Source organism: Methylobacterium sp. CM6244 (assembly GCF_054817885.1).
Map to the genome: position 1 here is coordinate 3,018,853 of NZ_CM139247.1, position 13,384 is coordinate 3,032,236.

At 67.4% G+C, this 13,384-nt stretch carries 10 protein-coding genes and 1 pseudogene; 6 read left to right on the forward strand and 5 right to left on the reverse strand.

The window, feature by feature from the left end:
- The first annotated feature begins 76 nt into the window (after positions 1-76).
- From ACYQML_RS14020 to rplQ, 6 genes are all read left to right on the forward strand, one after another.
- Positions 77-679 carry an adenylate kinase gene (locus ACYQML_RS14020; RefSeq protein ID WP_056427687.1) on the forward strand — a complete coding sequence of 201 codons (603 nt, stop codon included), beginning with the start codon at positions 77-79 and terminating at the stop codon, positions 677-679.
- A gap of 209 nt (positions 680-888) precedes the next feature.
- Complete coding sequence (gene rpsM / locus ACYQML_RS14025; protein WP_018044207.1) at positions 889-1,257, forward strand: 30S ribosomal protein S13; 369 nt, start codon at positions 889-891, stop codon at positions 1,255-1,257.
- Between the two features lie 171 nt (positions 1,258-1,428).
- Positions 1,429-1,818 carry a 30S ribosomal protein S11 gene (rpsK, locus tag ACYQML_RS14030; RefSeq protein WP_018044206.1) on the forward strand — a complete coding sequence of 130 codons (390 nt, stop codon included), beginning with the start codon at positions 1,429-1,431 and terminating at the stop codon, positions 1,816-1,818.
- Between the two features lie 44 nt (positions 1,819-1,862).
- On the forward strand, positions 1,863-2,738 hold the full coding sequence (locus ACYQML_RS14035) for an MBL fold metallo-hydrolase (protein ID WP_461233131.1): 876 nt from the start codon (positions 1,863-1,865) through the stop codon (positions 2,736-2,738).
- A gap of 101 nt (positions 2,739-2,839) precedes the next feature.
- Positions 2,840-3,877: a DNA-directed RNA polymerase subunit alpha gene (locus tag ACYQML_RS14040; RefSeq protein ID WP_200919091.1), complete on the forward strand. Its 1,038-nt coding sequence runs from the start codon at positions 2,840-2,842 to the stop codon at positions 3,875-3,877.
- A gap of 189 nt (positions 3,878-4,066) precedes the next feature.
- Positions 4,067-4,477, forward strand: coding sequence for a 50S ribosomal protein L17 (gene rplQ / locus ACYQML_RS14045; RefSeq protein ID WP_018044203.1), 411 nt, complete (start codon positions 4,067-4,069; stop codon positions 4,475-4,477).
- A gap of 135 nt (positions 4,478-4,612) precedes the next feature.
- On the opposite strand, the gene ACYQML_RS14050 is transcribed toward rplQ, so the two are convergent.
- The 5 genes and pseudogenes from ACYQML_RS14050 to ACYQML_RS14070 form a co-directional block, all read right to left on the reverse strand.
- Positions 4,613-6,478, reverse strand: coding sequence for a response regulator (locus ACYQML_RS14050; protein WP_311276718.1), 1,866 nt, complete (start codon positions 6,476-6,478; stop codon positions 4,613-4,615).
- Between the two features lie 2 nt (positions 6,479-6,480).
- Positions 6,481-8,218, reverse strand: a pseudogene (locus ACYQML_RS14055) (response regulator).
- Positions 8,215-9,288: a chemotaxis-specific protein-glutamate methyltransferase CheB gene (gene cheB, locus ACYQML_RS14060; protein ID WP_461235730.1), complete on the reverse strand. Its 1,074-nt coding sequence runs from the start codon at positions 9,286-9,288 to the stop codon at positions 8,215-8,217. Before cheB ends, ACYQML_RS14055 begins: the two are co-directional and overlap by 4 nt.
- Positions 9,289-9,353: 65 nt before the next feature.
- Entirely contained in the window at positions 9,354-11,648 is a 2,295-nt protein-coding gene (locus tag ACYQML_RS14065) for a hybrid sensor histidine kinase/response regulator (protein WP_461233132.1), read from the reverse strand.
- Between the two features lie 26 nt (positions 11,649-11,674).
- A complete protein-coding gene (locus ACYQML_RS14070) occupies positions 11,675-13,345 on the reverse strand; it encodes a methyl-accepting chemotaxis protein (RefSeq protein WP_056427397.1) in 1,671 nt (556 codons plus the stop codon).
- Positions 13,346-13,384: the final 39 nt, after the last annotated feature.

A 13,384-nucleotide genomic window follows, 5' to 3' on the forward strand; every position in this document is an offset into this window, starting at 1 on the left:
CAGGCATCGCCTCTCTACGCCCATGATGCCCGAACCATAACGCCCGATGCGGCCACCGGACGAGGACAACGACGCTATGCGGATCATTCTGCTCGGACCACCTGGAGCCGGTAAGGGAACCCAGTCGGCCCGAATCGTCGAGCGTTTCGGCATTCCGCAGCTTTCCACGGGCGACATGCTGCGCGCGGCGGTAGCTGCCGGCACTCCTGTCGGTCTCGAAGCGAAGTCGATCATGGAGAGCGGTGGCCTGGTCCCGGATTCCGTGGTGGTGGGGATCGTCGCCGACCGGATCGAAGAGGCCGATGCGCGTCCGGGCTTCATTCTCGACGGTTTCCCCCGCACTGTTGAGCAGGCAGCTGCCCTCGACAGGATGCTGGCCGACAAGAACCTGTCCCTCGATGCCGTGATCGAATTCGCGGTGAACGAGGAAATCCTGGTGGGCCGCATTGCCAAGCGGGCCGCCGAGACCGCTGCTCGTGGAGAGCCGGTGCGCAAGGACGACACCCCCGACGTGTTCAAGACGCGCCTCGCCGCCTTCCGGGCACAGACCGCGCCGCTGTCGGCTTATTATTCGAGCCTCGGCATGCTCCGGACCATCGACGGGATGAATCCGGTCGATGAGGTCACCAGCGAAGTGATGGCCGTGCTCGAACCGTTGGCCAGCGCGACCGCCTCCTGAATTTACCGTCCGATGGACGTTGACAAGATCTGCGGCCCGCGCTAGCAGGCCGTTATTCGTCCATACGCAATGGGTCTGGAGTGTCTCGGTTCAAGAGACGCTGCGGGCCGATTTGTCGTTATGGGCGGCGCGCAGGGGCCGGCCTCCACCGGACGCGCGTGACACAGCAGGGCCGGACCGCAGCGTCCGAGCGCCCGATGGAGTAGACCTTGGCCCGTATCGCAGGCGTCAACATCCCGACCAACAAGCGCGTCGTCATCGCGCTCCAGTATATTCACGGCATCGGCGCGAAGAAGGCCGAAGAGATCACCGGCAAGGTCGGCATTCCCGCCGAGCGCCGCGTGAACCAGCTGACCGACGCCGAAGTGCTGTCGATCCGCGAGACGATCGACCGCGATTACATCGTGGAGGGCGATCTGCGCCGCGAAGTGTCGATGAACATCAAGCGCCTGATGGATCTTGGCTGCTACCGCGGCCTCCGTCACCGCCGCAATCTGCCCGTCCGCGGTCAGCGTACGCATACCAATGCGCGCACCCGCAAGGGCAAGTCGAAGCCGATCGCCGGCAAGAAGAAGTAATTTTTCGAGATTGGGAGGCAGCGCTTCGCTCTGCCTCCCTTCTGTCGCGTCGGGTGGCCCGCTATCGGCAGCCCGTATGGCGGCACGGTCATCCAGAGCCGCGCTGCCAGCACCGCAAAAATCCCGAGCGCCTGGAATGACGGGCGCGCCTGAAGGACGAGACGAGAGACAATGGCTAAGGAAGCAACCCGCATTCGCCGCCGCGAACGCAAGAACATCGTGTCGGGCGTGGCCCATGTGAACGCCTCGTTCAACAACACGATGATCACCATCACCGACGCGCAGGGCAACACCATCTCCTGGTCGTCCGCTGGCGCCATGGGCTTCAAGGGTTCGCGTAAGTCGACCCCTTACGCCGCCCAGGTCGCTGCCGAAGACGCCGCCCGCAAGGCTTCCGAGCACGGCATGCGTACGCTCGAGGTCGAGGTGTCCGGTCCCGGTTCGGGCCGTGAATCCGCTCTTCGCGCTCTGCAGGCCGCCGGCTTCACCGTCACCTCGATCCGCGACGTGACGTCGATCCCGCATAACGGCTGCCGTCCGCGCAAGCGTCGTCGCGTCTAAGTCGATTCGTCGATCTGCCCTTGGGTTTGAAAGCGGAGAAGCGTGTGTCCGATGCCGTGAAGGCGCTCCCCGGCGTGTTGCGCTGGAGCCTTGGCGATCTGACCGTCACCGTTCTGAATGACGGTTACCTTCAAGGCTCCCTCGATCTCGTCACCGGGATCGGGGCGGACGAGGCCGGCTCGCTTCAGGCGGCCGGCTTTCGCGCGCAGGCCCCTCGGATCACGCTGAACGCCTATCTGATCGAAGCGCCCGGTCGGAAGCCGATCCTCATCGATTCGGGGATGGGCCATTTCGGTGGCGATACGCTCGGTCGGGTGCCCGCGGCGCTTGCCGCAACGGGTGTCCGCCCGGACGATATCGAGACGGTGCTGCTCACGCATCTTCACCCCGACCATGCCGGTGGCTTGATCCATGAGGATGGGTCGGCCACCTATGCCAATGCGGAACTCGTCCTTCATCAGGCCGAAGCCGCTCATTGGCTTGCGGACGATGCGATCTCGCGGGCTCCCGAGGGGGCCCGCCCGTATTTCGAGAACGCCCAGAAGGCGGTGGCGCCGTATTCCGGTCGCGTGCGGACGATGACTGGCGGTGAGGTCCTTCCGGGCATCACGGCGGTCGCCCTGCCGGGGCATACGCCTGGCCATACGGGTTTTCGTATCGTGTCGGGCTCGGCATCGCTTCTGATGTGGGCCGACATCATCCATCTGCCGGCGATCCAGTTCAAGCGTCCGGAGGCCACGATGGTCTTCGACGTCGATCCGGACGAGGCGAGGGCGGTGCGCGAGCGGATGCTGGACGAAGCCTCGAGCGAGAGAACCTTCGTCACCGGCGGACATCTGGAGTTTCCGGCGCTGGGCTACGTGGCGCGGGATGGAGGGGCTTACAGCTTCGTCCCGGAACTTTGGGTCGCGGCCCACTAACCGCCCGCCGCTTCGCGGGCACATGTTTTTCGAGACCGAGCCGTGCAAGGCGATGCGCGGGAAGGGCTCAGGGACCGACCACGTCAGTGGCTCGTGTCGGAATTGCGAGAGGTAGGACCGTGGTCATACAGAAGAACTGGCAAGAGCTCATCAAGCCGAACAAGCTCCAGGTTTCGACCGGGCACGACCCCAAGCGGGTCGCCACCGTCGTCGCCGAGCCCCTCGAGCGCGGCTTCGGCACCACCCTCGGCAACTCCCTTCGCCGGGTCCTGCTGTCGTCGCTCCAGGGCGCGGCCGTGACCTCGGTCCAGATCGACGGCGTTCTCCACGAATTCTCGTCGATCCCCGGCGTGCGTGAGGACGTGACCGACATCGTCCTCAACATCAAGACCATCGCGATCCGGTCTCAGACGGAAGCCCCCAAGCGCCTGACGCTGCGCAAGACCGGCCCCGGCACCGTGACCGCGGGCGATATCGCCGCCGTTGGCGACATCCAGATCCTCAATCCCGACCTCGTCATCTGCACCCTCGATGACGGCGCCGAGATCCGGATGGAATTCACCGTCGCCACCGGCAAGGGCTACGTCCCGGCCGAGCGCAACCGTCCCGAGGATGCCCCCATCGGCCTCATCCCGGTCGATGCGCTGTTCTCTCCCGTCACCAAGGTGTCCTACCGCATCGAGACCACCCGCGAGGGCCAGGATCTCGACAAGGACAAGCTGACGATGACGATCGAGACCAATGGCGCCGTGTCGCCGGAAGATGCGCTGGCTTATGCCGCTCGCATCATCCAGGACCAGCTCCAGGTGTTCGTGAACTTCGAGGAGCCCCGCAAGGAAGAGGCGCAGCCGCTCGCGCCGCAGCTCCCCTTCAACCCGGCCCTGCTCAAGAAGGTCGACGAGCTCGAACTGTCGGTGCGTTCGGCGAACTGCCTGAAGAACGACAACATCGTCTATATCGGCGACCTCATCCAGAAGTCGGAGGGCGAGATGCTGCGCACCCCGAATTTCGGCCGCAAGTCGCTGAACGAGATCAAGGAAGTTCTGGCCGCGATGGGTCTCCATCTCGGTATGGACATCCCCGGCTGGCCGCCGGAGAACATCGAAGACCTCGCCAAGCGCTTCGAAGAGCACTACTAGCCGACATACGACGTCATTCCGGGGCTGCGCAGCAGAGCCCGGAATGACGCGGCGAATGAGGCGGGCCGGGTTCGGCAAGCTTCCCAGCAAACAGAATCCCGCCGCGGGGTCATGCGGAATGAACAGCCCCGATCATGGGGCGCTCGGCCGTACCGTGGCACGGCGGCCAGTCAAACAAGGAACAGCCAAATGCGTCATGGATTTCGCGGTCGTCGCTTCAACCGCACCACCGAACACCGCAAGGCGATGTTCGCCAACATGTCCGCCGCGCTGATCAAGCACGAGCAGATCATCACCACGCTTCCGAAGGCCAAGGATCTTCGTCCGGTCATCGAAAAGCTGATCACGCTGGGCAAGATCGACAGCCTGCATACGCGCCGCCTCGCCATGTCGCAGATCCGCGACGAGGCCATGGTCCGCAAGCTCTTCGCCGTCCTCGGCCCGCGCTACAATGCCCGTCCGGGCGGCTACTGCCGCATCATGAAGGCCGGCTTCCGTTACGGCGACAACGCTCCGCTCGCCGTGATCGAGTTCGTGGATCGCGATGTCGATGCCCGTGGCCTGGATTCGGGTCCGTCGCAGGTCTCCGACGCGGCGTAAGCCTCAGCTTCACCCATCAGACGACGAAAAGGCGGCCGAAAGGCCGCCTTTTTTCATGATCTCTACGGGATGGGAATGTCGGTGCCTGGCCCCCGATGCCCCATGGCGGGTCTCGGGGGAGGGGACGTGTTGATCTTACGCGTCTGCGACGAGCATCCCGGAGACCAGTGCCGCCAAGTCGGCCGAATCGAAGGGCTTACGCAGAACAGGCAGATCGTCGGGGATCGGGATCGCCTCCGCATGTCCGGTGACAATGAGGATGGGAACGTCGGACCAGCGCCGCCTTACGATTTCCGCGAGTTCGACACCCGTCATCCCCGGCATGGCGAGATCCGCCACGATGAGATCGAACGAGGCGCGCTCCAGCAGGGCGACCGCCGCCGCCCCGTCGGCCGCCTCGGTCTCGGTGTAACCGAACGTGCTGAGGAAGGACGCGGTGACGTGGCGGACCTCGGCATCGTCATCCACCACGAGAATGCGCGCCGGGCTCGCGGCCCCCATGGCCGTCACGGCGGCGCGCTGGGTCTTTTCCTCGGCCGCCTCCGCACGGGGGAGGAACAGATCGACCCGCGTGCCCTTGCCCACGTCGCTCGTGATCCGAAGCTTGCCCTGCGACTGCTGGGTCAGCCCGAACACCATCGCGAGGCCGAGCCCGGTGCCCTGTCCGATCGACTTAGTGGTGAAGAACGGTTCGCAGACCCGCGCCAGGATCTCGGGTGGGATACCCATCCCCGTATCGCTGATCGCCACGGTCACGTAGTCGCCCGCCGCCAAATCGGGGTCGTCGGTCACCCGTGCCGCGCCCGTGGCGATGGAGATCGTTCCACCCTCCGGCATGGCGTCACGCGCGTTGATGCAGAGGTTGAGAATGGCGAGTTCCAGCTGATCGGGATCGACGATGGCCGCCGGATGCACGGCGTCGAGATCGGTCGTCACCGTGACGAGACCGCCTAGGCTGCCCTTGAGCAATACGTCCATTCCGGCGACGAGGGCATTCACGTCGACCGAGCGAGGGCGCAGGTCGCGCGCGCGGCTGAAGCTGAGAAGCCGCTTCGTCAGGGACGCGCCGCGTTGCGCAGCCTGTGCCGCGTTGGTGACGAGGCGCTGGACCCTTGGCTGGTCGACGATCTTGGGGCCCACGAGTTCGAGGCTGCCGAGGATCGCCGTGAGGAGATTGTTGAAGTCATGCGCGATCCCGCCGGCGAGGGTGCCGAGCGCCTGCATCTTGTCCGACTGGCGCAGCCGTGCCTCGAGATTCTTCTGTTCGGTGACGTCCCGTTCGATCGTCGCCAGATGGGTGATGGCGCCGGCGGCACCGCGAATCGGCACGCGGGTGACATGGCTCCACCGCTCCGCCCCGACCGGGCCTTCGGCGGACACCGTCTCTGATATGCTCCCACTCGCGATGGCGGCGCGGTCGGCGTCACGCGTGGCGCTTTCGCCGTTGGGCGTGCCTTCGATCTCGTCCCTGGTGCGTCCGAGGCATTCGGCGACGGTGTGGCCGAGACGACTGGCCTTCCGCGCGTTGAGACGAATGAACCGTCCCTCCACGTCCTTGAAGGCGATGGCGTCTTCCGCATTGTCGAGGAGCCCGAGCAGGAGGGCGCGCTCGGTGGCGAGGTCGCGGGCGAGGCTGTGCCGTTCGAAGGCCTGGCGGACGGTGGAACGCAGCAGGACGGGGTCCCACGGCTTCGTGACATAGCCAGTGATGCCTCCCCGATTGAGCGCGGCGATGACGGCGCTCATATCGGCATAGCCGGTGAGGAGGATCGCCTGTGCGTCGTGGAAGCCCCGTGCCTCGGCCAGCATGGCGTCGCCGGTAATGCCCGGCATCCGCTGGTCGGACAGGATCACGGCGATGTCCGGGCTCGCCCGGAGGATGTCGAGCGCTTCCGACGGCTTCGTCGTGGTGATGACGGTGTAGTCGTCCTCGAACAGGTCTTCGAGGGCAATCAGGATGTCCGGCTCGTCATCGACGGCGAGAATCGTGCCTTTGGCCATGTCTACGCTGCCTGTCGCGGAATGCCGATCACGAAACAGGCTCCCCCCCCTTCGGCCGTCTCCACGCTAAGCGAGCCGCTATGCGCTTGAACCACGCTATACGCAATCGCAAGACCTAGTCCCGTGCCCGAACCGACGGGTTTCGTCGTGAAGAAGGGCTCGAATATCTTTTCCCGCAGGGTTTCGGGAATACCGGGCCCGGTATCGCTGATGCGGATCACGTCCGTCTCGGGCAATTCCTGGGTGACGATGGAGATGGTGCCGGATTCCGGCATGGCATCGGCGGCATTGCCGAGGATGTTCATGACGACCTGATTGAGGAGGGCGGGGGTGCAATGGATCTCGGGCCGGCCCGAGAAGTCGCGTTCGACGGTAATTCGTGTCCCGAGCTTGTGCTGGATCAGTGCCAGCACCGTCTCGATCGATTCGGGTACGTTGACGAGGGTGCGCTCACCTTCGTCGAGCCGCGAGAACTTGCGCAGGTTCAGGACGAGATCCTGGATGCGCGTGAGGCCCAGGCGCATGGAGCCGACACGGTCGCGGCACTTGGCGAGCGACCGGTGCGACGCGAGTTCCGCCTCGGAATCCGCGATCTCGCCGAGCAGGCGCTCGACCGTGCCCTGATGCGCGAGGATGAAGGCGAGGGGATTGTTGATCTCATGGGCGATGCCGGCCACGAAGCTCGCCGAGGGACGCCATCTTGGCGGCCTGGACCAGCTTGGCCTGGGCATCCGTGAGCTTGCGGTTGGCAGTGGCGAGATCCTGGTTGGCCTGTTCGAGGGCACCCGCCAGGGCGGCACGCGCCTCGGCCGCTTCGGCCTCGGCACGCGCGCGTTCGAGGGCGCGCTCGCGAGCGCCGAACTCGCCGGCGATGCGACGGTCGTCTTCCTCCAGAAGCTTGCGCCGGACCAGGCCCCTGACGCGGATGACGAGGACTTCGCCATCGGCCTTCGAGACCACGTCGTCGGCCCCCGCAGCGTAGGCTTCCACCAGGAAATCCTTGGCCGGCGCGCTGCCGGCGATGCCGACAAGGTGGAACGTCGGCGCTCCCGCCTCCCGCGCCTCGATCCCGGCCGCACGGCGACGGTCGATGGCCCTGCATAGGGCGAGGCCGTCATAGGCGGGGCCGAGGAGGTCGATGGTCACGCAATCGAAGGCGGCATCGGCCTCGTCGAGGGCGGCGAGGGCGGAATCGTGGGTGGCGGCGGTACGGACCTCGTGGCCCTCATGCGCCAGAAGGCCGGCGAGGAAGGTGCGATAGGTCGCACTGCCATCGACCACCAGAACGCGTCCGCGCCGAAACGCCGACACGCCCGGCCCGTCGCCGGGGGCGCTACCGCCATGACGCTCGCGCAGGAGGGCACGGATGCGCAGGATCAGGATGTCCCGGTCGGCGGATTTCGCCACATAGGCGTCGGCACCACTCTCCAGCCCCTGGCGTTCGCCATCGCGGGCGCCCGTGAGCATCAGCAGGGGGAGAGCGCGGGTACGGAGCGACAGGCGCAGCTGGCGGGTGAACTCGTCGCCGTTCATTCCCGGCAAGTGGTGGTCGGCCACGACGAGGTCGGGCAGGCGGGTGTTGAGATGGTCGAGGGCCATTTCGGCCGTGGGACAGCGCTCCACCGAAAAGCCGTGGCTCTCCAGGAGCAGCCGCAGTTCCAGCGCCTGCGTCTCGGAATCCTCCACCAGCAGGATGCGAGGCCGGGGCGCAGTCTCGTCGGGTATGCCGGTCCCGATCATGCGAAGGGGTCCGCCGCGGCGAGGCCCGGGAGAGCGAGCCGGACGAGATGGGGCGCGACCCGGTCGAGCGGGAGGATCGCGGAGGCTCCCGAAAGGCGGATCGCCGCCGCCGGCATGCCGAACACCACGGCGGTGCTCTCGTGTTCGGCGACGGTCTGGGCGCCGGCCTGGCGCATGGCCAGAAGGCCCGTGGCGCCATCCTCGCCCATCCCGGTGAGAAGCACGCCGATGCCGCGCGCGCCGGCATGGCGGGCCACCGAAGCGAACATGACGGTGGCAGCCGGACGTTGGCCACCCACGGGCGCAGCATCCAGGAGGCGGAGGTTTCCGCCGGGCGCCCATTCGAGGTGCCTGTCGCCCGGTGCCACGTAGACATGGCCCGGCTCGGCCCGCTCGCCATCGGCGGCGAGCCTCACCGGCAGGGAGACGACGCCGTTCAGCCAGGAGGCGAAGCCCTCCATGAAGGCCGCCCCCATATGCTGGACCACGAGGATTGGGAGCGGAAACCCATCCGGCAATCCACCGATGACACGGGCGAGGGCAGGCGGGCCGCCGGTGGAGGCGGCGATGGCCAGAACGCTCGCGGCGTCCGAGGCGGCCGAGGGCGCGGCGAAGTCCGACGGCGACAGGGCGGCCGACCGGCGTCCGGCCCATTCCGAGCCGATCGGCCGGCGACGGATCACCGGCACCTCGGCCATGATGCGCAGCTGCGTGCAGATCTCGGTGGAAACGGCGTCGTAGCCGGCATTCGTCGTCGCCACCGGCTTTTCCACCACAGAGAGCGCACCGGCGCGTAGCGCGTTCATAGAGATGCGCAGGGAGGAATCCTCCACCGAATCCGCGATGACCACGATCGGCGTCGGCCGCTCGGCCATGATCCGGCGCGTGGTTTCCAGCCCGTCGATGCCGGGGAGGCGTATATCCATCGAGATGACGTCGGGGCGGGCAGTGGAGAGTGCTGCGAGCGCCTCTTCGCCGGAGGCGACCGCCGCCACCACTTCCAGGCGCGGATCGCGGCCGACGATGTGGCGCAACAGCTCCCGCACCACGAGGGAATCCTCCACCAGCATCACGCGCAGGCGGGCGCCCTGTCTCGTGATCTGAGACGCCTCGACGGATCTCTGTTCGGTGTCACTCACAACAATTGCCCGATCGTATCGAGAAGCTGGCGCTGGTCGAACGTCTGTTTCGTCAGATAAGCATCCGCGCCGAGACCGAGCCCCCGTGCGACATCGTCGGCATCCCCCCGCGAGGTCATCAGGATGAGGGGAAGGCGGGCGAAAGACTCGTCCGCCCGCAGAGCTTTGAGCAGGCCGAACCCGTCGAGGCGCGGCATCTCCACATCGGCCACGACGAGATCCACATGCTCGATCCCGGCGCGGAGGCGGTCGAGCGCATCCTGCCCGTCGACGCAGACGACGACGCGGTAGCCCGCCGATTCCAGAATACCCTTCTCCAAGGTTCGCGTGGTGATGGAATCGTCAACGACCAGGATCGTCGAACGTCGCGGGAGCGCGGCTGTTCCGGTGCGGTCTTCAACAGGCTCTGGCGCAGCGTGATTTGTTTCGGTCGCACGTGCCGCGAGGCCGTCGGGATCGAGGACGAGAACCGGCGTATCGCCGCCCAGGACGACCGTGCCCGAGATCAGGCGCGGATCCGCGCCGATGGGCGGCGCCGGCAGAACGAGGAGGTTTCGGACGTCCCGCAAGGCATCGATCCGCAGCACCCATGACCGGCCGCCCGAGCGCATCAGCACCGCCGTCACCGTGTGTCCCTCGCCCGGGCGGTTCTCCTCGCTCGTCACCCCGACGAGGCTCGCCAGATCCACGAGGGGAAGGGACAGATCCTCGCCGCGCTCCCTCGGCAGACGCACCATGATCCGGCCCATGGCGGTGTAGAGGCACGACCGGTCGAGGCGCAGGAGACGTTCCACGCTGGCGCTCGGCAGGGCGAAGAGCGAGGCACCGACATCGACCAGCAGCAAGGTCCGCCGCGCCGCCGAAAGCGGCAGATGCATGGTCAGCGACGTCCCGGCCGGAACACGCGGCTCGAGCCGGACGCTGCCCCCGAGACGTCGGACCGCGTCGGCGACGACGGAGAGGCCAATGCCCCGGCCGGACAGGGTATCGACGGCGGAGGCGGTGGAGAAGCCGGGCTCGAACACCAGCGCCAGAAGGGTATCGGGGTCGCCGTCGCCGGCCCCGATCAGGCCCCGCGCTCGCGCCGTCGCCTCGATGGCGCGCAGGTCCGGCCCGCGCCCGTCGTCATGGATGCCGAGGACGAGCCGGCCGCCGCGCACGGCGATGTCGAGGGTGATCGAAAGTGCGGGCGGCTTGCCCTGGCGTTCACGCTGCTCGGGCGTCTCCGCGCCGTGGCTCAGGGCGTTGCGCAGGGCGTGGAGGACCGGGTCCTTCAGCGATTGCAGCATGGCGCGGTCGACGGGCAGATCGAGACCGCGCGCGACGACGTCAATCTCGCGACCGGATTCTCGCGCCATGTCGCGGAGCGCACGCGGAAACGCACCGAAGACGGTCTCGGCCGGTACGAGGGTCAGGCGCTCGGCCTCCCGCCCGATCCGGGTGGAGGCCGCTTCCGCCGAGGCGATGATTCCGGTGCGGATCTGGGCGAGCTGCGCCGCATCGCGGGCGAGCGCGAGGAGCGCCGTCTCGAAGCCGCGCAGCTCCGCTCTCATGGCGTCGAGGGTGGATTCCGCCGTCTCGGCATCGGAGGGGCGAGGCCGGGTCGTACCGGATTGCGCCTTGCTCCCGCGAAGGCTCTCGGCCCGGCGCCCGAGGGCGGCGGCATCCCGCTGGAGCCGAGCCAGACCTTCGCCCACCGCGGATTCCGCCCCGAGGGCGCTGGCGAGCTCGTGTGAGGCCCGCGTGAGCGCCTCTACCGCATCCGCCGGCACGCGCAGGAGCACTCCCGGATCGCTGCCGGGCTCGGTGGGAGTCGATGCAGGTTTCTGCAGTCCCGCTTGCGCCGGAACGCTCTCCGCCGGTGGATCGGGATGCCGAGGGGGGAGCTCGCCGGGAGGGTCGGGCTGGGACGGGGAGGGCCCGGCGAGGCAGCGGTCGAGGGACGCGAGCGCATCCGCCGGCATGGCCGGGTCCGCTTCGCCCTTGAGCGCGGCGACATAGGCTTCGATCCGGTCCAGGGCGAGATGGACGGCGCCCGTCGCCTCCCGGTCGAGGGTGCCGTCACCGGCGACGATCCGCTCGAACAGGGTCTCGAGCCGATGCGCCACGGCTTCGACCTTCGGCAGGTCCACGGCCCGCGAGGCGCCCTTCAGGCTGTGCGCCCGGCGGAACACGTCGTTCCAGTCGGGCGGCACGTCCCCGGCCGCACCGGCCAGGGCGGCGCGGATCGCGTCGATATGTTCGCGATGCTCGACCTCGAAGGCCGCGAGGAGCTGCTGGCGGATATCCATGGGTGGCGGTCGCCCGGCCTCTCCCCTCAGTGCCGGTATCGGTCGGCGAGCGTCAGGAGCGCCTGGGCGAGTTCGGTGAGATTGGCGGAGGCCGCTTCCACCTCACGGGTCCCGGCGGCGGTCTGCTGGCTCGCCTGCCGGATGTTCTGGAGGGCCCCCATCACCTGCTCGATTCCGAGTTGCTGCTGGTTGGTGGAGGCGACGATCTGCTGGAAGGTCTGGACGCTCTCCTCGACCTTGGCGGTGATCTCCTCGATGGTCCGCTGGGTCGTGTCCGAGCGGGCCTTGCCCGTGCTCGTGCGCTTGACCGCCTCTTCGGTGAGCATGACCGAGGTGTTGATGCCCCTCTGGATCTCCGACAGGATGGTGCGCACCTGCGCGGTCGCCGCCTTGGCCTGATCGGCCAAAAGCTTCATCTCCGAGGCGACCACGGCGAAGCTCCGGCCGCTCTCACCCGCCGCCGCCGCTTCGATCGCCGCGTTGAGCGCCAGCAGGTGGGTGCGCTCCGAGATGTCGTTGACGGTGGTGATGATCTCGCCGATCGCCTGGGTCTTCTCGCTGAGGGATACGATGTTGCCGGCGACGGCCTCCGCCTGCTCGCGGATGGCATCCATGGCCTTGGCCGTATCGGCGACAGCCCTGAGGCCTGCCCGCGAGATCTGCGCGGTGGATTGGGCCGTAGCGATCACCTCGCTCGCGCGCTTGCCGATCTGGGCTCCGGAATGGGTGATCTCATCCACCGTGGCGGCGGTCTCCTGCACGGCCGCGAACTGCTCCTCGACGCTGGCCGCCTGTTCCTGGGCGGAAGCGCGGATCTCGGCGGCGGCGGCATTGAGGTCGGACGTGGCCGCCCGATTGGTCCGGGCGAGGTCGGCAAGACCCGAGACCATTCTGTTCAAGGTCGATGCGAGACGGCCGATCTCGTCGCCCCCCGTACGGTCGAGGGTGCGGGTCAGGTCGCCCGATCCGACCTGCTCGGCGAAGGCCATGACCTCTTCGAGGGGCTTCACCACGCCCCGGCGGATGAGGCCGGTGACCACGATGCTCAGAAGAACGCACAAGGCGAGGATGAGCACGATGGAAACGAGGCTGCGCTCGTAGATGTCGGTAGCCCGGCGCTGACCGGCATCGATCCCCTGATCGAGCAGGTCGCGGGTGCGGTCGAGATCGCGCAGGAACTCGTCCTGCAGGCGGTTCAGATCGGAGTTGCGAGCCTCCACCCCATCGACATCCTTGGCCGCGATGGCGGAAAGCTGAACTTCGCTGGCGGTCCGCAGCTTCCGGAAATCCGTGGCGGCAATAGTCGCGGATTCACCGAGCCTCTTCCAGATCGCGGCACGCTCCGGCGACGGCGCCGTCGCGGAATAGCCGTCGGCGGTGCGGACGGTATCGACGAGGATAGCCTCGGATTCGGAGGCGACGCGGCGCCAGGTGTCGATGATCGCGGCGATCTCGGTATCGGGCCGGTTGCGCATCAGCGCGGCGATCACGCCGTTGCGCCGAAGGTTGCCGAGGTCACGAGACTTGTTGCCGAGATCGTCGAGCTTGCGCGCGATGGTGAGGTCCCGCGAGACGATCGTCGTCGTGTTGTCGCGGACGGCCCCGATCTGGCTCAGCGCATAGGCGCCCAGTCCGACCATCACCAGGGTGACGACGACGAAGCCGAAGAGGATCCGTTTTCCAATCGAGATCGACACGCTTGGCGATGCTCCGAAACCGCTCGACGGGGAAAGGCC

Excerpts from the sequence above, each read along its gene's own strand:
- ACYQML_RS14050 (WP_311276718.1), bottom strand. The coding sequence starts at position 6,478 with ATGGCCAAAGGCACGATTCTCGCCGTCGATGACGAGCCGGACATCCTG.
- ACYQML_RS14065 (WP_461233132.1), bottom strand. The coding sequence starts at position 11,648 with ATGGATATCCGCCAGCAGCTCCTCGCGGCCTTCGAGGTCGAGCATCGC.
- rpsK (WP_018044206.1), top strand. The coding sequence starts at position 1,429 with ATGGCTAAGGAAGCAACCCGCATTCGCCGCCGCGAACGCAAGAACATC.
- cheB (WP_461235730.1), bottom strand. The coding sequence starts at position 9,288 with ATGCTGGTGGAGGATTCCCTCGTGGTGCGGGAGCTGTTGCGCCACATC.
- ACYQML_RS14020 (WP_056427687.1), top strand. The coding sequence starts at position 77 with ATGCGGATCATTCTGCTCGGACCACCTGGAGCCGGTAAGGGAACCCAG.
- rplQ (WP_018044203.1), top strand. The coding sequence starts at position 4,067 with ATGCGTCATGGATTTCGCGGTCGTCGCTTCAACCGCACCACCGAACAC.